The sequence below is a fragment of the Gillisia mitskevichiae genome (genome assembly GCF_003634585.1).
GTDB lineage: Bacteria > Bacteroidota > Bacteroidia > Flavobacteriales > Flavobacteriaceae > Gillisia > Gillisia mitskevichiae.
In genome coordinates this window covers 246285-266748 of sequence record NZ_RBLG01000003.1, presented here as the reverse complement: position 1 = coordinate 266748, position 20464 = coordinate 246285, and the positions used below count along the sequence as shown (strand labels likewise).

The following is a 20464-nucleotide window of genomic DNA, read 5'->3' as shown; positions in this document are numbered from 1 at the left end:
TCAGAATGAAAAAACAGATTTTAAAAATCGTTAAAATAGGAGGGAAGCTCATTGAAAATGAGGAGAGTCTAAGTGCTTTTCTTCACGACTTTTCTCAATTGGAAGGTCCTAAAATATTAGTTCACGGTGGGGGTAAGATGGCAACCGAATTGTCCGATAGATTAGGTTTCAAGACTAATATGGTTGATGGGAGAAGAATAACAGATGCCGATGCAATGGATGTGATCACCATGGTGTACGCAGGACTAATTAACAAGAAAATTGTAGCCAAATTGCAGGGCATAAAAAGTAATGCGGTAGGGCTTTGTGGCGCAGATGGAAAAAGTATTATCTCCAAGAAACGTGTTATTAAAGAGATCGATTTTGGATTTGTTGGGGATGTAGAAGTAATTAATACCAAGTTTATTTCTTCACTTCTGGAAAATGATATTATCCCGGTATTTTCAGCTATTTCATGTAGTAATGAAGGGGAGCTTTTTAATACGAATGCCGACTCGGTAGCTGCGGAGATCGCTATTGCTTTTTCTGAAAACTATCAAACTGAATTGTTTTTTTGTTTTGAAAAAAATGGGGTTTTGAAAGATCCTTTGGATGATGCATCGGTGATCGACTTATTAGATACCCGGACTTATCAGAATTTATTGAATAAGAAAATAATTAGTGAAGGGATGCTTCCAAAATTGCACAATTGTTTTCATGCCTTGGAGCATGCAGTTTCTGAAGTTTATTTAGGAGGGCCAAACTTGCTTCAAAAAGGGGCTCAACATACAAAAATTATAAAATAATGAAAATTTCAAAGCTTCAAAAAAAAGCTATAAAGTTATTGCAGGATCTTATTGAGACACGATCATTTTCTAAGGAGGAAGAGGGTACAGCAGCATTGTTGGAAAACTGGCTTCAGGAATTTGAAATTCCATTTCAGCGTAGTGGCAATAATGTGTGGGCTGTGAACAAACATTTTGATAAAGATAAACCAACATTGTTATTAAATTCTCATCACGATACCGTTAAACCTAATTCTGCCTATACTCGTGATCCTTTCGCAGCAACTATTGAAGACGGAAAATTATACGGATTAGGCAGCAACGATGCCGGAGGATGTTTGGTGTCTTTACTGGCGACCTTCTCTTATTTTTTTGAAGCGAAAGATCTAAATTTTAATTTGCTTTTTGCAGGAACTGCCGAAGAGGAAATAAATGGCAAAAATGGGATAGCCAGTTTATTGCCATTAATCCCAAAAATCGATGTTGCAATTGTTGGAGAGCCAACGCTAATGCAGATGGCTGTTGCAGAAAAAGGATTGGTGGTTTTTGATGCCAAAGTGAAAGGAACAGCCTCTCATGCAGCGCACCCTAATAATGATAGTGCTATTTATAAATGTATCTCTGTACTGGATTGGTTTAAGAATTTTAAATTTGAAAAAGTTTCAGAATCTTTGGGGGAAGTAAAACTTACGGTATCACAAATAAATGCAGGGAGCCAGCATAATGTAGTGCCGGCATCTGTAGATCTTGTGATAGATGTACGGGTGAACGACCGATACAGCAATGCAGAGGTTGCCGAAATTTTAGAAAAAAATGCACCAGTAGATGAAATCACACCTCGTTCTCTGAGGTTGAATTCTTCTTCGATCTCTTTAGAACATCCATTGGTCGTTGCCGGAGCCGGATTGGGAATGTCAACTTACGGCTCGCCAACCTTGTCTGATCAGGCAATGTTATCTTGCCCTTCCTTGAAACTTGGACCTGGTGATTCTACCAGATCACATTCTGCAGATGAATTCATTTACGTGAAAGAGATTGAGGAAGGAATAGAAAAGTATATAAGTTTGCTACAGCGGGCATTAAAGAAATAAGTATAAAGTCATCCTGAAATAAGTTCAGTTAGACAAAATAAAAGTTGAAAATTATGAAACTCTGGGATAAAGGCATTTCTATAGATAAGAAGATTGAAAAATTCACCGTTGGAAACGATCGGGAATTGGATCTTTTTCTAACCGAATATGATATTACAGCCTCCAAAGCACATGCTAAAATGCTTGGAAAAATTGAAATTTTAACCTCTGATGAGGTGGAATTAATTTTAGTAGAACTCAACAAACTTCAAACTCAGGTAGACGATGGCAGTTTTGTGATCGAGGAGGATTTTGAAGATGTCCATTCTAAGATTGAATTTGAGCTCACAAAAACTCTGGGAGATACAGGAAAGAAAATTCACACTGCCCGATCCCGGAATGATCAAGTATTAGTGGCAATGCAGCTTTATTTTAAAGCGAATTTATCAGAGATTTATTCGAAAACCGAAAATCTTATTGATGTTCTTTTAGACCTTGCTAATAAGCATCAGAATAAATTACTTCCTGGTTATACACATTTACAAGTGGCAATGCCTTCATCTTTTGGATTATGGTTTTCTGCCTATGCCGAAATAATGATAGATGATTTGTACTTGTTGCAAGCAGGATTAAAAATTGTAGATCAAAACCCTTTGGGTTCTGCTGCAGGATATGGTTCATCATTTCCTATAGACCGAGAATTCACCACCAAGGAATTAGGGTTTAAAACATTAAAATATAATGTGGTCGCAGCTCAAATGAGCAGAGGAAAATGTGAGAGAACGGTAACTTCCAATATAGCTTCCCTTGCAAATACGCTTTCAAGATTTTCTATGGACATCTGTTTGTATATGAGTCAGAATTTCGATTTTATCAGCTTTCCGGATGAACTCACTACAGGATCCAGCATTATGCCTCATAAAAAGAATCCGGATGTTTTCGAATTGATTAGAGGAAAATGTAACAAGCTTCAAGCTATTGCTAATGAAATGATCTTGATCACCAATAATCTTCCCAGTGGTTATCATAGAGATTTTCAGTTAATAAAAGAGAATAGCATTTATGCGGTTGAAAATATCAAGGAAATTTTAGATGTATTTATTCACTCAATTGCGCTTATCAAGGTAAAAGATATAAATATGCAGGATGAGAAGTATAAATACCTCTTTACGGTAGATAGTATTAATGATCTGGTGATACAGGGAAAGTCGTTTAGAGAAGCATATAAAGATATTGGAGGGCAGGTTGAAAATGGGACTTATATTCCTGCACACATTAAAAAACATACACATATTGGAAGTAAGGATAATCTGGCGCTTGATCTTATTGCAAAAAAGAAGGATTTGTAGTATTTCTAGTAAAAAGTTATGTTAACCGTTTTTTGTCATAATAGTTATCTCGTCACCCTGTCCCGAAAGCTTTCTGGATTATTTCAGGGTCTCAATTTGTTATGCGATTCTGATACAAGTTCAGAATGACGTCCTTTTTCCGTTTATGATTAATCAATAAAAAAATAAAAACCTCATGTGACTAACCAAGTCTCATGAGGTTTTCTTCATTCAAACTAAAACAAATTATTATATAATGGTCATCTGGCCTAAATTTAGATTTTCGTTATTGATATGATAATTGTCTACTTCGCTTATAAGGCCATCTAAAAAATCTCCTACTTTTTCAGTAGAGTAGTGGTATTCATTATTGATATCCTGGGTACAAATATTAAGCTTTATACTAATTTCTACTGCATCTCTTATAGCTTTGGCTTCTTCGGTTAAGTGGAAATGATCCAGTAACATAGCTGCCGAGAGAATGGCGGCTAATGGATTCGCAATCCCTTTACCGGCAGCTTCGGGATAAGATCCGTGAATAGGTTCGAATAAGGTATTTTTATTACCAACAGAGGCAGAAGCTAATAATCCAATACTTCCTGAAATCACACTGGCTTCATCAGATAAAATATCACCGAATAAATTCTCGGTAAGAATTACGTCAAATTGTTTTGGATTGAGAATCATTTGCATGGCGGCATTGTCTACAAACAGAAATTCAAGTTGAATATCCGGATATTGTTTAGCAATAGCCGTTACCGTTTTTCTCCAAAGTCTGGAAGTTTCTAACACATTGGCTTTATCTACTAATGTAAGTTTTTTACGTCGCTTTTGAGCAGCTTTAAATGCCAGATGAGCAATTCTTTCTATTTCCATAACAGAGTAGGTACAAACATCTGTGGCACTGGTACCTTCATCATTTAAGCTTTTCTCACCAAAATAGATACCACCTGTTAACTCCCGGTAGATCACCATATCTACTCCCTCAATCCGCTCGGGACGTAAAGGGGACATCTCAATTAATTTTGAATAGGTGGTTACAGGACGGATATTTGCAAATAGTCCAAGTTCCTTTCTCAACCTAAGTAAACCTTGTTCCGGTCTAATTTTGGCGCTTGGATCGTTATCATATTTGGGATGCCCAATTGCTCCAAATAATATAGCATCAGATTCCTTGCATAGATCTAAAGTAGCTTCCGGTAGCGGATTGTTAAATTGATCTATGGCTGTTGCTCCAACAGCGGCTTCTTCAAAGTGAAAATCATGATCAAATCTATCTGCAATAGATTTTAATATTTTTACCGCTTGCACTGTTATTTCAGGGCCTATTCCATCTCCGGGTAATACTGCTATTTTTAGTTTCATCTTAATCGAATTTTTTAGGGGTATACTTTTTCTGCTCTTTTTTAACTTTATTCTTGTGACTCGCTAATTCTTTTGGAACTGGAAATTATTTTCCTCAAACTTTTGAATGGCATCTTTTCGGCTCACTAAAAAGTCAATATCATCAAAGCCATTTATCAGGCAATTTTTCTTATATGGATCTATTTCAAATTTCTCGGCTTCTCCAGAGCTTGTTATTTTTATAAGCTGATCTTCCAGATCTACATGAAGTTTTTCTGAAGGATCTGTGTTAATAGCTGTAAATATTTTTTTAAGAAAATCCGGACTTACCTGTAATGGGAGCAAGCCATTATTCAATGAATTTCCTTTAAAAATATCTGCGAAATAACTGGAAACAATTACCTTAAATCCATAGGCTTTTAAAGCCCAAGCGGCGTGCTCCCTACTAGAACCACAACCAAAATTATTTCCTGTAACCAAAATGGAACCCTTATATTTTTTGTTGTTTAAATTAAATTTAGGATCAGGAGTTCCGGCTTTATCAAATCTCCAGTCTTGAAATAAATTTTCTCCAAATCCCTCTTTATCTGTAGCTTTTAAAAATCTAGCAGGAATGATCTGGTCAGTATCTATATTTTCTATCTCTAATGGAACCGCAGTGTCTGTAAGACTTATAAATTTTTCCATCTAGTTTAAGTTTTGAGTGAAATTGGTAATCTTTCCTGCAATCGCAGTAGCAGCAGCCGTAAGAGGGCTGGCTAATAGCGTTCTGGAACCTTGGCCTTGTCGGCCTTCAAAATTTCGATTACTTGTGGAAACACAATATTCCCCGGCAGGGATCTTATCGTCGTTCATTGCAAGGCATGCAGAGCAACCCGGTTGGCGTAGGGAAAAACCGGCTTCTTCAAAAATGAGTTGTAATCCTTCCGCCTTTATCTGTTCAGCTACTTGCCTGGAACCGGGAACTATAAGAGCGTTTACATTGGCTGCTTTTTGCTTTCCTTTAATATAATTTGCTGCAGTACGAAAATCTTCAATTCTGGAATTGGTGCAACTGCCAATAAAGATATAATTAATAGGTTTGTCAATTAAAAATTCTCCTTCTTTAAAACCCATATATTCCAATGCTTTTTCATCACTTTTTCCAGTATTCATAGGTATGGAATCACTTAGTTTAATTCCCATTCCGGGATTTGTTCCATAAGTGATCATTGGTTCTATATCTGAGGCATCAAAAGAATATTCTTGGTCAAATTCAGCACCTTCCTCGGTTTTTAAAGTTTTCCAATAGACTTTCATCATTTCAAAATCTTCTCCTTTAGGAGCAAATTCCTTTCCTTCCAAATAGTCGAAGGTAACTTCGTCTGGAGCAATAAGTCCACCTCGGGCGCCCATTTCAATACTCATATTACAAACTGTCATCCTACCTTCCATAGACATATCTTCAAATACATTTCCTGCATACTCACAGAAATACCCTGTTCCCGAGTTGGTTCCTAATTTGCTGATAATGTATAATATAACATCTTTTGGAAGCACGCCTTGCTGTAATTTCCCATTAACGTTTACTCTTAGTTTCTTGGGCTTATCCACTAATAGACATTGACTGGCAAAAACTTGTGCGACTTGGCTGGTACCAATACCAAAGGCGATGGTTCCAAATGCTCCATGAGTAGAGGTATGGCTATCTCCACAAACAAGTGTCATTCCGGGTTGGGTAATTCCCAATTCTGGTGTCATTACATGTACTATCCCGTTATAAGGATGACCTAAGCCGTAAAGTGTAATATTATTATCCTCACAGTTTTTAGTAAGTTGTTTAAGTTGATTTCTTGACAGAAGATCTTTAATTGGTAAATGCTGATTTATTGTTGGAGTATTATGATCGGCTGTGGCAACGATTTGCTTAGGCCTTAAAATAGAGATACCTCTTTCTTTTAATTCGTTAAATGCCTGAGGGCTGGTTACCTCATGGATAAGATGTTTATCTATGTATAAAATATCCGGACCAGCGGGTATAGATTCTACCACGTGTGCATCCCAGATTTTATCAAAAAGTGTTTTTTTCATTAGGCAATAGCTCTATTTCTTTTTCTGGATAAGTCCATTATAATATGAATGTCATTATCGATTACTTCTTTTCTATGATCGGCAAAGTTTAAAAACTCAACATACACGGTGTCCAATTCAAGTTTGGTTAATTCATAACCCATTTTCTTTGCTCTATACGCCAATGCAGCCCTTCCGCTTCTTGCTGTTAGTATTATAGCCGATTTTGTTACACCCACATCTGATGGATCTATAATTTCGTAGGTTTCTTTATTCTTTATCATCCCGTCCTGATGGATTCCTGAACTATGCGCAAATGCATTTGCTCCCACAATTGCCTTGTTTGGTTGTACATACATTCCCATTTCCTGAGAAACCATTTTACTGGTACCATATAATAATTTTGAATTAATATTGGTAGTAAGATTTAAGCTAGGATGTTGTTTTAAGATCATCACCACTTCCTCTAAAGCTGTATTTCCTGCACGTTCTCCAATTCCATTAATGGTACATTCAATTTGTCTCGCTCCGTTAACAACGCCCGCGATAGCATTTGCAGTAGCCATTCCCAAGTCGTTATGGCAGTGACACGAAAGTCTTACCTTATGAATCCCTGCTACATTTTCTTTTAAATATTTAATTTTTTGCCCATACTCTTCAGGAAGACAATATCCTGTAGTGTCTGGAATATTTAAAACTGTAGCTCCGGCTTTAATTGCGGCAGTACAAACCTTTGCAAGAAATTCATTATCTGTTCTCCCGGCATCCTCAGCATAGAATTCGACATCCTCTACAAAAGTTTTAGAATATGAAACAGCCATAATAGCTCGTTCAATGATTTCCTCTCGAGTAGAGTTGAACTTGTATTTTATATGAGAATCTGAAGTGCCAATCCCGGTATGAATTCTAGGGTATTTGGCATATTTTAATGCCTCAGCAGCAACTTCGATATCATTTTTTACAGCACGGGTGAGTCCACAAACGGCAGCGTTTTTAATTAGTTTAGATATTTCGGAAACCGATTTAAAATCTCCCGGACTGGAAACAGGAAAACCTGCTTCAATCACATCCACACCAAGTTCATCGAGGCGTGCGGCGATTTTTAATTTTTGGGCTGTATTTAGTTTACAACCAGGTACTTGTTCCCCATCTCGCAATGTCGTGTCAAAAATTTCTACCTTTTCTGTGCTCATAACAGATTTATTTTACTTTATCTTTAACTAAAGTAGCAGATTCATCTTCACACTAAAGTTTAAACCACTGAGTAATTACGACCATTGATTTAAAATTAAGGAGTTAATGTTACTGTAAATCAACACATTGAAAACATAATCGTTACAATGACCAACGACTTAACCGACAATCTTTTTACCTTAATAAAGTCCCTGTCCTCTTCTGAAAAAAGACAATTCTCTTTATATGTTGGCAGAATTGGAGTGAATACGGACAGTAAATTTTTGAATTTATTTAAGGTTATGGCCAAGCAATCTCAGTATAACGAGAAGCTAATTCTTGAGCAAACCAATATTAGTAAGCAGCAATTATCCAATGTTAAAGCACATCTTTATAAGCAAATTCTTGTAAGTCTTCGATTGAATCCTGCTCATCAAAGTATCCCAGTACAGATTAGAGAGCAACTGGATTTTGCCCTGATTTTATATAGAAAAGGCTTATATAATCAAAGTTTAAAATTGCTTGATAAGGTAAAGACGATAGCTCTTTATAATGAAGAAAAAAATGTCGCCTATGAAATCCTAGAATGGGAAAAAATAATTGAATCTCAATATATCACCCGGAGTATTCAAAACCGGGCGGAGAGTTTAATAAAACAAACCGAACAACTTAGTAGGTTAAATGTTTTGGCAAGTAGACTGTCCAATCTATCCCTACAATTATATGGTATTTTATTGAAAATGGGTTATGCCCGTACTGAAGAAGAAACCACTGCTATCAGTGAGAATTTTCAAAAAAACATGCCTCAATATAACTTTGATGAAATGGGGTTTCGAGAAAAACTCTTGCTTTATAAAGCCTATTTATGGTATAGTTTTTTAACTCAGAATTTTTTATCCAGTTATCGTTACTCCCTAAAATGGATAGACTTATTCAATGAAAACCCGCATATGGTTTCCTTACATCCGGTATCTTATTTAAAAGGGAATCACTATTTATTGGAATCCTTGTTTTTCTTGAATCATGTGGAGATTTTCGAAAAGGTTCTTTTAGACTTGGAGGCTACAATAAAAGACCCTAAGATTCCGGATGATGATAATATTGCTGCTCTTTCCTTTTTATATATCTACTCTAATAAATTGAATTTAAAATTTATGAAGGGCGATTTTGGAGGAGGAGAATTATTGGTAGAGAAAATTCAGAAAAAAATAAAGAAATATGAGGATAGGTTGGATGGCCATCATATCATGGTGTTTTATTACAAAATAGCAAGTTTGCATTTTGGGAATGGAGAAAATAAAAAATGCATTGAATTTCTGAAGAAAATAATAAATAATACCTCTCTCGAAATGCGGGAAGATTTAATGTGTTTTTCACGAATATTAAACCTTGTAGCCCATTATGAAGCTGGATTGGATTATCATTTAGAAAGATTAATTCGCTCTACGTACAAGTTTTTAATTCGAATGAATGATATGCATGAAGTGCAGAAAGAGATGATTAAATTTTTAAGAAAATTGCCCGACGTTTCACCTTTGAATATTAAAGTGGAATTCAGAAATCTACATACTACATTAAAACAATATGAAAATCATCCATACGAAAGAAGGGCCTTTTTATACTTAGACATCCTGTCCTGGCTGGAAAGTAAGATTGAAAACAGGGCTGTAGCAGATATTATAAAAGAAAAAACCTCCTTGAGGCCCCGTAAAATTTAATGAAATCATACAGTTGGGTAAGTATGTTATATGAATAAGGAAAAAATTAAAATTTCTTCATGAGTTTACTTATTAGACTCACTTTATCAGCATAAGGAGCATATCTAAGTGGAACATCTAACCAAGTTCCTCTTTTTGATATGCTTTTTTTATGCGAAAAAGTATCGAAAGAATATTTGCCATGGTAGGCTCCATTTCCACTATTTCCAACACCACCAAATGGCAGCTTTTTATTAACCACTTGGATCACTACATCGTTAATAGCACCGCCACCAAAACTGTAAGTGTTTAATATTTTTTCTGAAAATTTCTTGTCTTCAGAAAACACATATAAGGCAAGAGGCTTGGAATATTTATTAATAATATCTGCCAATTTTTCTTCGGTATCAAAACTTAATACAGGAAGGATAGGACCAAAAATCTCATCTTCCATCACCTTGCTAGTGAGTGAAGGTTCATCAATTAAAGTTGGAGCAATATATAATTGTCCTTTCTCGAATTCTCCTCCAATCGGGCACTTTTCACCATCCAACATTCCAGCGAGTCTGTCAAAGTTCTTTTCGTTGATTATTCTTGCATAGTCTGGTGAATTTTTAGGATTAGCCCCGTAGGCAGCTGTGATCTCTTTTTGTACTGCATCTATAAATTCCTTTTTGATGGAAGAATCAATAAGAATATAATCTGGTGCAATACAAGTCTGGCCTCCGTTTAAAAATTTGCCCCAAACAATTCGCTTTGCTGCCAGTTGCACTTTTGCAGATTTATGAATGATACACGGATTTTTGCCACCTAATTCTAAGGTGGAAGGGGTAAGGTGAGGCGCGATTGCTTTTGCGACTATTTTTCCAACAGGAACACTTCCTGTAAAGAAAACATAATCCCATTTTTCTGCTAATAAGGATTCAGAAACCGAAACTCCTCCCTGCACTACAGCAAGCATTTCTTTTGGAAATACTTTTCCTAAAATATCAGCTAAAATCTGTGAGGTATTTGGTGCTAATTCACTCGGCTTTAAAACCACTGTGTTTCCCGCAGCAATGGCTCCCATCAAAGGAGAGATAGCTAACTGAAAAGGGTAATTCCACGGAGCAATAATTAAACAGGTTCCGTAAGCTTCAGAATAAATATAATCTGAAGACGGAAAATTGATAAGTGAGCTAGAAATCTTTTTAGGCCTTGACCAGCTTTTTAAATTTTTAATAATATGATCGAGCTCACTTATTATAAAAGCCGTCTCGCTTAAAACACTTTCAAACTTAGGTTTTTTGAAATCCCGAAAGAGGGCATCGCATATTTCAGTTTCGTGCTCTTCGATAACCGATTTAAGTAATTTTAATTTTTCTAGTCTTAAAGATAAGTCTTTGGTGTTCCCTTCTTTAAAATAAGATCTTTGGGAAGCTAATAGATCACTGATTTTGTTATGCATTTTAATATTAATTATGGAAATGGCCAAAAAGGACAATACAATGGAATATAGGAATTCCCTTCAAATTTTTAGTTGGTTCTTTAAGATTAAATCCTTTCAATTAAAGAAAGTTCCTCTAAAAATTGCAATTTGCGACATATTTAAATTTTGGCTAAAAACTTACAATTTTCGAAAATACTGGAACTTAACCTCGCCGTGCTTTTTATTAGTACCTCGGGAGTATTGGGAAGATATATTACCTTAAACCCTTTTGTAACTATATTTTACAGAACATTATTAGCGGCAATACTCTTTTATATATTCTGTAGATTAAAAAAATTTGATCTAAAAATAAATGGTAAAAGAGATGTATTAAAAACAGTGCTCTCTGGGTTGTTAATGGCTGGCCATTGGGTAGCTTATTTCTTCGCACTTCAATATTCTAATGTCGCAATAGGGATACTTTCCCTTTTTACATATCCGGTAATCACAGTATTTCTGGAGCCACTTCTCTTAAAAACTAAATTTAGTAAGATTCATTTAGCATTAGGAGTTTTGGTGTTGTTCGGGATTTATTTTCTAGTGCCCGAGATCAGCTTTCAAAACAATTATACTATAGCAGTTTTGCTGGGAATATTATCTGGGTTATTCTATGCGCTCAGAAATATTTTAATGAAACAGGAAATTGAAAAATATAATGGTTCGGTACTAATGATGTATCAAATTGTCGTGGTAGCGGTAGTTCTTTCGCCTGTATTGTTTTTCAGTGATTTTAATGAAGTGATTTTACAATGGGCACCTCTTTTAACCTTGGCAATTGTTACTACTTGTATAGGGCATACACTTTTCTTGCTTAGTTTAAGAAATTTTTCAACTACTGCTGCAAGTATCATGAGTAGTGCTCAGCCTTTATACGCAATAATTTTAGGGATACTATTTCTTTCTGAATATCCTAGCTTAAAAACCATTATTGGAGGCGCGCTTATAATAAGTGCAGTAATTATAGAAAGTATAAGATCCCTTCGGAAAAATACAGCAGTAGAAGGGATCGATTAATTTCAAATATTAGTTTAGTCTTCCTTGAAAAGTGTCACCCTGTCTAATATCTCCGGTATTATAGCCTCTCATAAACCAATCCATACGTTGTTTAGAAGTTCCATGTGTAAATGCATCTGGCACAACTCTTCCTTGAGTTCTTTTTTGAATAGCATCGTCTCCTACAGCACTTGCAGCACTCATAGCTTCTTGAATATCACCTTGTTCTAAGTATTTCTTATTACGATTAGCCCAAACACCTGCATAAAAATCGGCTTGTAATTCCAATGCAACAGACAATTCATTAGCTGCAGCTTGACTTCTACCTTGTTGCAACTGCCTTACTTTTCCAGAAGTTCCTAATACTGTCTGAACATGATGTCCAACTTCATGAGCAATTACATAGGCAATGGCGAAATCTCCTCCTTGAGCTCCAAAACGTGTTTTTAATTCATCGAAAAAAGATAAGTCCATATAAACCTTTTGATCCGCAGGACAATAGAATGGTCCAGATGCTGCTGAAGCTCCACCGCATGCAGTTCTTACGCCATCTGTAAAGAGGACTAAACCTGGTTCTTGATAGTTCATATTGTTTTCAGAAAATATTTCATTCCAAATATCTTCAGTATCAACTAGAACCGCATTAATAAATTTTCTAGATTCTATTTCCTCAGCAGTTAACTCTCTACTTTCTCCAGAAGATGTTTGTGTTTGAGATTCTAATTGTTGAAGTGTTTCAGAAATATCCCCACCAGAAAAGAGCTGGATTGCAAGAAAAATTAATCCTATTATTCCTCCACCAACAGCTACTTTCCCTCCTGTGGAGGAGCCTCTACGATCCTCTAAATTGCCACTCTGACGTCTACCTTGCCATTTCATACTTTTTTGTTTTAAAAATAATAATTTTTATGTTAAGCTATGTATAAATATTCACCGCGTTCCAAATCGGATCGTTTGGTACTGGGGCAACTAAGTTTAATTCTAAATCTTTTACTGGATGAGAGAAGGATAATTTACGAGCATGAAGGGAAATACTGGCGTCTTTATTACTACGGTCAAAGCCATATTTTAAATCTCCTTTAATAGGGCATCCTATAGCAGATAATTGACTTCTTATTTGATGGTGTCTTCCAGTATGCAGTGCAATTTCTAAAAGAAAATAATTGTCCAACTTTTGGATGATCTTATAGTCCAAGATGGCTTTCTTACTCTCAGGTACTTCTTTAATATGAGCGTAAGATTTATTCTGTTTTGGATTCCTCTTTAAGTAATGTATAAGTGTATCTTCTTCTTTTGGGGGCATATTTTTTACGATTGCCCAATAGGTTTTCTTGGCCTCCCGATCTTTAAACAGCTGATTTAATCTAGGCAGTGCTTTAGAAGTTCTGGCAAAAATAACAAGTCCGCTGGTTGGTCTATCCAAGCGATGAACAACTCCTAAATATACTTTTCCCGGTTTATCGTATTTAACTTTAATATATTCTTTTACAACCTCGCTAAGAGGTGTGTCCCCCGTTTTGTCTCCTTGAACAATATCTCCTGGTCTTTTATTAATGACAATAAGATGATTATCCTCATATAAAACCTGTAAGTTGTGCTTGTTGGAAAGAATTTTTTCTGAATTCAAATTCTGTTAATTAGGGTTTACTATTGAATGTATGTAATGATTAGTATATCGAAGTGATGAATTGCCATCAATAAAATTTGACGAAGAAATAATTAATATTGCTCCTCGTCTGTTGGAAAATTTTTGCTTTTTACATCATCCTTATAACCCTCGAAAGCTTTGGTCATTTCTCCATGAAGATCTGCATAACGACGTAAAAATCTAGGATTGAATTCATGATTCATTCCCAACATATCGTGGGTTACCAACACCTGACCATCTACACCATTTCCTGCACCAATACCAATAATTGGAATGCTCACGCTTTCTGCCACTTCTTTGGCGAGTTTCGCAGGTACTTTTTCCAACACCATTGCAAAACAGCCTAATTTTTCCAGTAAAAGAGCATCTTCTTTTAATTTTTCTGCTTCTTGATCTTCCTTTGCGCGAACTGTATAAGTTCCAAATTTATATATGGATTGCGGGGTAAGTCCTAAATGGCCCATTACAGGGATTCCTGCATTTAAGATCTTTTTTATAGATTCTTTAATTTCCTTTCCGCCTTCCATTTTTACTGCATGCCCTCCGCTTTCTTTCATAATTCTAATTGCAGATCTAAGCGCTTCTTTGGGATCACTTTGGTAACTTCCAAATGGAAGATCTACAACCACTAGGGAACGCTCTATACCTCTTACCACACTTGCTGCGTGGTAAATCATTTGGTCTAAGGTGATAGGAAGTGTAGTTTCATGTCCTGCCATTACATTACTTGCAGAATCCCCAACTAATATCACGTCTATTCCTGCACCATCCACAATTTGAGCCATGGTATAATCGTATGCAGTGAGCATAGCGATCTTTTCTCCATTGGCTTTCATTTCTACCAACGATTTTACTGTAACCCTTTTGTATTGTTTCTTCGCAACTGACATTAGCTCATTTTTTTAGATGAGTAAAAGTAGTAAATTAGTAGACCACATTCAAAACTTAGAATCATGAAGATTTATTTAAGTGTTCTGCTATTTTTTATTGGAATTGTAAGCTATTCACAGCAAACAATAGACGAAGTTTCTGTTAAGACCTCCATAGAAGACTTTTTTATAGCCTTTCATAAGCAAGACACTACAGCTCTTCGATTTATGGTTCATCCAACTATACAAATGCAATCTATAAGTATAAAAGAAGATACCGAACCTAAATTGATCACAGAGGAATACGGAAATTTTTTAAAAGCTATTTATGCAATTCCGAAAACCACAAAATTCGAAGAGAAAATACATTCTTATAAAATTCAGGTAGATGGGCCAATGGCAAATGTCTCTACCCCTTACTCTTTTTTTGTAAACGGGGAGCTAAGTCATTGTGGGGTGAATACTTTTCAGTTGTTCAAGGAAAAAGGAAGCTGGAAGATTGTTTATATAATAGATACCCGAACTAAAAAAGGCTGTGGTTCAGAATAAAAAAAAATAGAATAAACAGTAGTTAAGTTCATCTCAAAATTTAAATGTTTAAGGTGTGTCAGGCTGAACATTTCGACTACGCTCAATTCAGGCTAAAGTCGAAACCTTTTTATTTAAATTAGGAAGTGCTCGAATTTAGTTTATCCTGAACTTAGACTAAGGGCACGAACGGACAAAACAAGATGTTCCTCTTGTATTTAATAAATCATAAAACTAGTTGCCAACCATTTGACGAAACCTATTCAGAATAACATTAACAAAAAAGAGAATAGTTCTTGCTTCACCATTTTTGATTATCGCAATCAGCTTCGGAATAGCCTTTCTATTCGGTAATGTTATTGGAAAATGGGCTTTTATTCCAATTATTCTGATTCAATGGTGTCTTTTTCTACTCTTCACTTTTAGATATACTGAAAAGGAAACCAGAAAAAAATGGCTACAAAAATCAAGAAGTTCCTTCGGTTGGAACATTTTAGCATTATTTATTGGGATACTTCCACTACCATTATTTTTAATGCATTATGAAACATTAGGAATTTGGCAAGTTTGGTTACCATGGATTTTATTAGCTCTAATCAATCCTTGGATTGAAGAGTTTTACTGGCGTGGACTACTTTTGGAATACACCAAGAACTGGACAAATTGGACTGCAATATTTTTTACGAGTTTAGTATTTGCATTAAGTCACGCTGTTTTCGGAGTGAATTCGGAATTGAATAGTGGTTTAACAGTAATAATTTCAACATTCATTATGGGAATAATTTGGGGACTTGTATTTAAGAAAACAAATAGTTTGAGGTGGATTATATTTGCCCACTTTTTAGTTGACTTTTTTAATCTATCTGCATCTTCATTTTTGGATTTATATGAAAAAGGAAATTGGTAAAAGAGGAAAAAAACGATTTGCCAATACCGTGTAAAATGAACTACTAGGTTACTGCCGACTTACGAAAATCCTCGCGAATTTTCTATTCGGTTTTTATTTGCTAACACTCGTAATTAACCACGCAACTAATCATACACAAAAACTATGTAGTTATTTTCTGCCCTTAAAGAATAGAATTTATAAAATTTTAGGGATTAGAAATATAAGCACGGTTGCATTGTTCATGGCATGCATCGCGATAGGCCAAACCATACTTCTGTTTTCGATCTTTACTTTTCCGAAGTAAAATCCGGCTATAATCCTTGGTACGATCATTAAAAATAATAGAAAATCCAATCTAAAGCCATCTACATAATTGGAGATGTGGACCAAGCCAAAAATAACTGCGGTGATCATCCAGATGGATATATAATTTCTGTTTAAAAAACTACATGCTTTATATTGAAATGATCTTGGGATTAATTCCTTCAGAAAAAAATAGACCAAAGTAATAAAGAGAAGAAGAAACCCAAATTTTAATGCCCAATGTACATCTACGGGGATAAATATTGCCGCAATCACCAAAATCCAGCTGCAAAGAAAAAATATAAATTCATTTGGAGAGGGTTTAATAAGAGTTCGGAACATTCCCTCCTCCAAAATTGGAGCTATCACAACTGCCAGTAAAATAAATTTCCATGGATTTTCAGACATTAAGGCATTCATGTCGGCTTGCTGATATTTTAGGAAATCTAAATTTGGAAAAACTATTTGAAGTATCCCTAGAATAGCGAAGAATACAAAGTAGGAACCCAGCATCCAGCCATAATTTCGGAATAGATTTTTAATCTTGTATAATGTAATATGGCTTGTTTTAAACAATATGGTTGTGCTAGTAGAATTTAAAGTTAGGATAATTTACCAAGAGTTGCTTTTAAATTAACAGTCACTCAAACTCACTCGTACTGCCAATCCGCCTTCTGATGTTTCTTTATACTTAGAATTCATATCTTTTGCGGTATCCCACATAGTTTCTATCACTTTGTCTAGAGGTACTTTTGCTTTGGTAGCATCGCTATCCATCGCAATTTCTGCGGCATTGATGGCTTTAATAGCTCCCATTGCATTTCGTTCTATACAAGGTATCTGTACCAATCCTGCAATAGGATCACAGGTTAAACCTAGGTGATGTTCCATTGCTATTTCACTAGCCATTAGCACTTGGGCTGGTGTGCCACCCATAGCTTCTGTTAAAGCTCCTGCTGCCATTGCAGAAGAAACCCCAATTTCTGCTTGACAACCACCCATAGCGGCAGAGATAGTTGCGCCTTTTTTAAATAAACTGCCAATTTCTCCTGCTACCAACATAAATCTTTTTACATCTTCAAAAGTTGCATTATGGTTTTCTATTACCATATAATACATAAGTACAGCAGGAACTGTTCCTGCACTTCCATTGGTAGGAGCTGTCACCACTCTTCCTAAAGATGCATTTACCTCATTCACACTTATGGCAAAACAACTCACCCATTTAAGGATCTGTCTAAATTTCACTTCGGTCTTTCTAATGGTTTCCAGCCATTCCTGAGGAGAATTATATGTTGCTTCCCCAATTAAGCGTTTGTTCATATCGAATGCACGACGATGTACATTAAGTCCGCCGGGAAGGGAGCCTTCTGTATGACAACCTATGTACATAGATTCTAACATTACATCCCACACCTCTTTTAATCCTTGATGAATTTCTTCGGGGGAGCGTAAAGATTTTTCATTTTCCATTACAATTTCTGAAATGCATTTATTTTCTGCATTACAGTACGCAAGAAGTTCTGTTGCTTTTTCTATGGGAAATGGAAATTCCTGAAAGCTCTTCATTTTTTTTGAAGCATTCTTTCGTTCTTCTTTTACCACGAACCCGCCACCGATAGAATAATAGGAAGAGGATATTTTCTTTCCACTTGTTAAAGTAGCTCGAAATGTAAGACCATTTGGATGAAAAGGAAGAAATTTTCTATTGAATTTAATTTGAGTTTCCGGATCGAAATGAATAGCATTCTCTCCATTTAAAATAATAGATTTTGTGGTTTTAATATTAAAGATCTCAGGGTCTATTTGATCTATTTCCATTTTAACCGGATCGAATCCTGCTAAACCAAGCATAACTGCCAAATCTGTAGCATGACCTTTACCGGTAAGCGAAAGAGAACCGTAAAGATCTATATGAACTGCATCTACTTCGTCGAAGCAATTCTTGTCCTTAAGTTCCTGGATCCATCTTTGGGCTGCACGCCATGGACCTAAAGTGTGAGAACTTGATGGACCAACTCCAACCTTTAACATATCAAAAACACTAATACATTCTATCTTTCGCATTCTACTCCAAAATTTAAGGACAAAAATAAGGATTTGATACTATCGGACTTCATTTTTGCGAATTTGTTATTAAGAATTATTTAGGATTTGTTTTCGCATTAGGGATTGCAGTGATATCCTTTTAATTTATTCGGAAATTAAAAGATTTAGCGCAAAGCCCGACAGCTTTACTATGCTTATTAAGCATAGGGAAGGGGGAATGCCAATAATACATTTATTAATGACAACCTGTCAGAACTATACCGCTGGCATAATGATTGACTATTTGTGTTTGTGAAATTGAATATATAAAATTTAAATACGTATACTGTTATGAGTAAAATAATTGGAATTGACTTAGGTACTACTAACTCCTGTGTATCTGTAATGGAAGGTAGCGAGCCTGTGGTAATCCCTAACGCTGAAGGGAAGAGAACAACTCCTTCTGTAATTGCATTTGTAGAGGGTGGAGAAATTAAAGTTGGAGATCCTGCAAAACGTCAGGCTGTTACAAACCCAACAAAAACTATATCTTCTATAAAGAGATTTATGGGGAACAAATATTCTGAATCTTCTAAAGAAGCAGGAAGAGTTCCTTATAAAGTGATTAAAGGAGATAACGATACTGCAAGAGTAGATATCGACGGGAGAATGTATACTCCACAAGAATTATCTGCAATGATCTTGCAAAAAATGAAAAAAACTGCTGAAGATTATCTTGGACAAGAGGTAACAGAAGCTGTTATTACTGTACCTGCATATTTTAACGATTCTCAGCGTCATGCAACTAAAGAAGCTGGTGAGATCGCAGGACTTAAAGTAAGAAGAATTATAAACGAGCCTACCGCTGCGGCATTGGCTTATGGATTAGACAAAAAATCTATCGACCAAAAGATCGCTGTTTATGATCTTGGTGGTGGTACTTTTGATATATCTATCCTTGAATTAGGTGATGGTGTATTTGAAGTATTGTCTACAAATGGTGATACTCACTTAGGTGGGGATGATTTTGACCAGGTGATCATAGATTTCCTTGCAGATTCTTTCATTAAAGCTGAAGACATCGATCTTAGAAAAGATCCAATGGCTTTACAACGTTTAAAAGAAGCTGCTGAAAAAGCGAAGATCGAATTATCTTCTTCTACACAAACAGAAATTAACTTACCATACGTTACGGCTACTGCAAGTGGACCAAAACACTTGGTAGAGACTTTAACAAGATCTAAGTTTGAGCAATTAGCTCATGAGCTTGTTACACGTTCTATGGATCCTGTGAAGAAAGCATTAAGCGATGCAGGTCTTTCTGTAAGTGATATAGATGAAGTTATTTTAGTAGGTGGTTCTACTCGTATTCCTAAGATTCAGGAAGAAGTTGAAGCATTTTTCAAAAAGAAGCCTTCTAAAGGAGTTAACCCAGATGAGGTTGTAGCAATTGGAGCAGCTATTCAAGGTGGTGTATTAACAGGAGATGTTAAAGATGTATTGTTACTAGATGTAACTCCTCTTTCTCTTGGTATTGAAACTATGGGTGGTGTATTGACTAAGTTAATTGAGTCTAACACAACAATTCCAACTAAAAAATCTCAGGTATTCTCTACAGCATCAGATAATCAACCATCGGTTGAGATCCATGTATTGCAAGGAGAACGTCCTATGGCAACAGATAATAAAACCATTGGTAGATTCCATTTAGATGGTATTCCACCAGCACAAAGAGGAACTCCACAAATTGAAGTGACTTTTGATATTGATGCGAATGGTATTATTAAAGTAAGTGCTACAGATAAAGCAACTAACAAAACTCAGGATATTAGAATTGAAGCTTCTTCTGGATTAACTGAAGAGGAAATCCAAAAGATGAAGCAAGATGCTGAAGCAAACGCTGAATCTGACAAGAAAACTAAAGAGAGAGTAGACAAGTTGAATGAGGCTGATGGAATGATCTTCCAAACTGAAAAGCAATTGAAAGAATTTGGTGATAAAATATCTGAGGATAAGAAAAAGCCAGTTGAAGATGCTTTAGAAGAATTGAAGAAAGCTTACGAAACTCAAGAAATTGAAACTATCACTCCAGCATTAGACAAATTGAATGAAGCATGGAAAACAGCTTCAGAAGAAATGTACAAGGCTCAAGCAGATGGTCAAGGTGCACAAGGAGCTCCTGGAGCAGATGCAGCTGGAGCAGATGATTCTAAGCAAGCAGATGATGTTGAAGATGTAGACTTCGAAGAAGTTAAATAAACATCTATATATAATAGATCTTGTTTACAAGATCCAACTAAAAGATCCCGATGA

Annotated in this window: 18 protein-coding genes; 8 read left to right on the top strand and 10 right to left on the bottom strand. The window is 35.7% G+C overall.

What is annotated here, in order from left to right:
* The first annotated feature begins 5 nt into the window (after positions 1–5).
* The 3 genes from argB to argH are packed head-to-tail and all read left to right on the top strand — an operon-like array spanning position 6 to position 3183.
* Complete coding sequence (gene argB, locus BC962_RS12010) at positions 6–785, top strand: acetylglutamate kinase (protein WP_121346270.1); 780 nt, start codon at positions 6–8, stop codon at positions 783–785.
* Complete coding sequence (locus BC962_RS12005; protein ID WP_121346269.1) at positions 785–1855, top strand: M20 family metallo-hydrolase; 1071 nt, start codon at positions 785–787, stop codon at positions 1853–1855. The genes argB and BC962_RS12005 overlap by 1 nt, the downstream gene beginning before the upstream one ends.
* Before the next feature lie 53 nt (positions 1856–1908).
* Positions 1909–3183, top strand: a complete 1275-nt coding sequence (gene argH / locus BC962_RS12000) for an argininosuccinate lyase (RefSeq protein ID WP_121346268.1) — start codon at positions 1909–1911, stop codon at positions 3181–3183.
* A 228-nt stretch (positions 3184–3411) separates the two neighbouring features.
* Here the strand turns inward: argH and leuB are convergent, their stop codons facing one another.
* The 4 genes from leuB to BC962_RS11980 all read right to left on the bottom strand — a co-directional run bounded on the left by leuB (position 3412) and on the right by BC962_RS11980 (position 7748).
* On the bottom strand, positions 3412–4527 hold the full coding sequence (leuB, locus tag BC962_RS11995) for a 3-isopropylmalate dehydrogenase (protein WP_121346267.1): 1116 nt from the start codon (positions 4525–4527) through the stop codon (positions 3412–3414).
* Positions 4528–4590: 63 nt separating this feature from the next.
* On the bottom strand, positions 4591–5193 hold the full coding sequence (gene leuD, locus BC962_RS11990) for a 3-isopropylmalate dehydratase small subunit (RefSeq protein WP_121346266.1): 603 nt from the start codon (positions 5191–5193) through the stop codon (positions 4591–4593).
* Complete coding sequence (gene leuC, locus BC962_RS11985; protein WP_121346265.1) at positions 5194–6576, bottom strand: 3-isopropylmalate dehydratase large subunit; 1383 nt, start codon at positions 6574–6576, stop codon at positions 5194–5196.
* A complete protein-coding gene (locus tag BC962_RS11980) occupies positions 6576–7748 on the bottom strand; it encodes a 2-isopropylmalate synthase (RefSeq protein WP_121346264.1) in 1173 nt (390 codons plus the stop codon). Before BC962_RS11980 ends, leuC begins: the two co-directional genes overlap by 1 nt.
* Before the next feature lie 147 nt (positions 7749–7895).
* Between BC962_RS11980 and BC962_RS11975 the strand changes: the two genes are divergently transcribed.
* Positions 7896–9446, top strand: a complete 1551-nt coding sequence (locus BC962_RS11975) for a hypothetical protein (protein WP_121346263.1) — start codon at positions 7896–7898, stop codon at positions 9444–9446.
* A 46-nt stretch (positions 9447–9492) separates the two neighbouring features.
* On the opposite strand, the gene BC962_RS11970 is transcribed toward BC962_RS11975, so the two are convergent.
* Positions 9493–10872 carry an aldehyde dehydrogenase gene (locus BC962_RS11970; protein ID WP_121346262.1) on the bottom strand — a complete coding sequence of 460 codons (1380 nt, stop codon included), beginning with the start codon at positions 10870–10872 and terminating at the stop codon, positions 9493–9495.
* Between the two features lie 147 nt (positions 10873–11019).
* On the opposite strand from BC962_RS11970, the gene BC962_RS11965 reads away from it, so the two are divergent.
* Positions 11020–11907, top strand: a complete 888-nt coding sequence (locus tag BC962_RS11965) for a DMT family transporter (protein ID WP_317127959.1) — start codon at positions 11020–11022, stop codon at positions 11905–11907.
* A 9-nt stretch (positions 11908–11916) separates the two neighbouring features.
* On the opposite strand, the gene ypfJ is transcribed toward BC962_RS11965, so the two are convergent.
* The 3 genes from ypfJ to panB form a co-directional block, all read right to left on the bottom strand.
* Positions 11917–12765: a KPN_02809 family neutral zinc metallopeptidase gene (ypfJ, locus tag BC962_RS11960; RefSeq protein WP_121346261.1), complete on the bottom strand. Its 849-nt coding sequence runs from the start codon at positions 12763–12765 to the stop codon at positions 11917–11919.
* 37 nt (positions 12766–12802) lie between these two features.
* Positions 12803–13513: an RluA family pseudouridine synthase gene (locus BC962_RS11955; RefSeq protein WP_121346260.1), complete on the bottom strand. Its 711-nt coding sequence runs from the start codon at positions 13511–13513 to the stop codon at positions 12803–12805.
* Positions 13514–13605: 92 nt separating this feature from the next.
* Complete coding sequence (gene panB / locus BC962_RS11950) at positions 13606–14424, bottom strand: 3-methyl-2-oxobutanoate hydroxymethyltransferase (RefSeq protein ID WP_121346259.1); 819 nt, start codon at positions 14422–14424, stop codon at positions 13606–13608.
* 63 nt (positions 14425–14487) lie between these two features.
* Here panB and BC962_RS11945 point away from each other — a divergent pair, with 63 nt between their 5' ends.
* Together BC962_RS11945 and BC962_RS11940 are read left to right on the top strand one after the other, a co-directional pair.
* Complete coding sequence (locus BC962_RS11945; protein WP_121346258.1) at positions 14488–14952, top strand: nuclear transport factor 2 family protein; 465 nt, start codon at positions 14488–14490, stop codon at positions 14950–14952.
* Between the two features lie 289 nt (positions 14953–15241).
* Positions 15242–15838 (top strand): CPBP family intramembrane glutamic endopeptidase, encoded by a 597-nt coding sequence (locus BC962_RS11940; protein ID WP_121346257.1) that lies wholly within the window; start codon positions 15242–15244, stop codon positions 15836–15838.
* Between the two features lie 177 nt (positions 15839–16015).
* Here BC962_RS11940 and BC962_RS11935 read toward each other — a convergent pair whose 3' ends face one another.
* Positions 16016–16636 carry a CPBP family glutamic-type intramembrane protease gene (locus BC962_RS11935; RefSeq protein WP_121346389.1) on the bottom strand — a complete coding sequence of 207 codons (621 nt, stop codon included), beginning with the start codon at positions 16634–16636 and terminating at the stop codon, positions 16016–16018.
* Positions 16637–16756: 120 nt separating this feature from the next.
* Positions 16757–18190, bottom strand: a complete 1434-nt coding sequence (locus BC962_RS11930) for an L-serine ammonia-lyase (RefSeq protein WP_121346256.1) — start codon at positions 18188–18190, stop codon at positions 16757–16759.
* Positions 18191–18502: 312 nt separating this feature from the next.
* Here BC962_RS11930 and dnaK point away from each other — a divergent pair, with 312 nt between their 5' ends.
* A complete protein-coding gene (gene dnaK, locus BC962_RS11925; protein WP_121346255.1) occupies positions 18503–20410 on the top strand; it encodes a molecular chaperone DnaK in 1908 nt (635 codons plus the stop codon).
* Positions 20411–20464: the final 54 nt, after the last annotated feature.